Here is a 1013-nt window from a genome sequence, read left to right on the forward strand (position 1 = left end):
CGTCCTCTTGAACCCGTGACCTTGCATGGAATTGATGGTCTAAGCCAAGTGTGCATCGGCCACGATCGATCACATGCTCAGGTTATTCGCCTTACGAAGCAGAATGGCAACGTCATAAATGGTGAGAACCGCAGCTTGATCCTTTTATTGTCGGGTGACTGCTATAAAAGCGCCTGTGGTCAAATCTCGTATTGTCGCTTCGGGGCAATCGTCACAGCGGCAAGCCATGAGCGACGAAGCCGCCATCCTCAGCGTCCAAATATACCGCGCATCGCAGCAAATAATCCCTTCGACCGCTCCTGAGCCGGCGACGCCTGCGCGAGGCTTTCTGCTTCGAGCCGCGCAGCGTCGAGTTCGACGCCGGCGCGCGCGACGAGCGCGGCGAGAGTCGGCGCTTCGTGCGGCGGCGCCCAGCCGCCAGCCCGCCGTACGTCAAGATAGGCATCGAGCATGTCGGCGGCGTCCGTCGCGCCAGCTTCCGCGAAATGCGCGCGCGCCCGCTCGACTGCGGCGGCGTCGACGATGAGTCGCGCCGCCTTCGCCGCTTCGCGCCGGACGCCATCGTCGATCGCCAGAGCGACGCGCGCCTCGCGCAACGCGGCGACGTCCGGTTCCCTCAAGAGCGCGCGCATAAGCCGTGCTTCTTGCGTGGCGTCAACGCCAGCCGGCGCCATGCCTTGAGCGCCGCACGCGTCGAGGTAGCGGGCAAGCAGGGAAGGCGCGCCGCGCGCTGGGGCGGCTTCGGCGGAAAGGCGCGCGGACTGCGCAAATTCGCCGCCCTCCGCAATCACTGCCGCAAGCGCGGGATCGGCGCAGAAGGCGCCATACCCGCCGAGCTGCTGGAGACGCGCGCGGGCCGGCCCCGTCTCGCCGATGACGAGCGCGGCGAAGCTCGTTTGCGCCAAGGGCTCGAGCGCATCCCACAGGCCCGGCGGCTCGAAACGCGCAGCGACTTCCGCGCGCGCCAGAGCGCCGTTCAGCGAAGCGACAAACTTGTCGCGCCGGCCCTTCAG

Annotated in this window: 1 pseudogene; it reads right to left on the reverse strand. The window is 66.9% G+C overall.

From position 1 onward, the window contains the following. Nucleotides 1-248: 248 nt before the first annotated feature. A pseudogene (locus tag NEI07_RS08450) lies at nt 249-1013 on the reverse strand (hypothetical protein); the annotation flags it as partial.

Origin of the sequence: Methylocystis suflitae (genome assembly GCF_024448135.1) — a bacterium.
Lineage (GTDB): Bacteria > Pseudomonadota > Alphaproteobacteria > Rhizobiales > Beijerinckiaceae > Methylocystis > Methylocystis suflitae.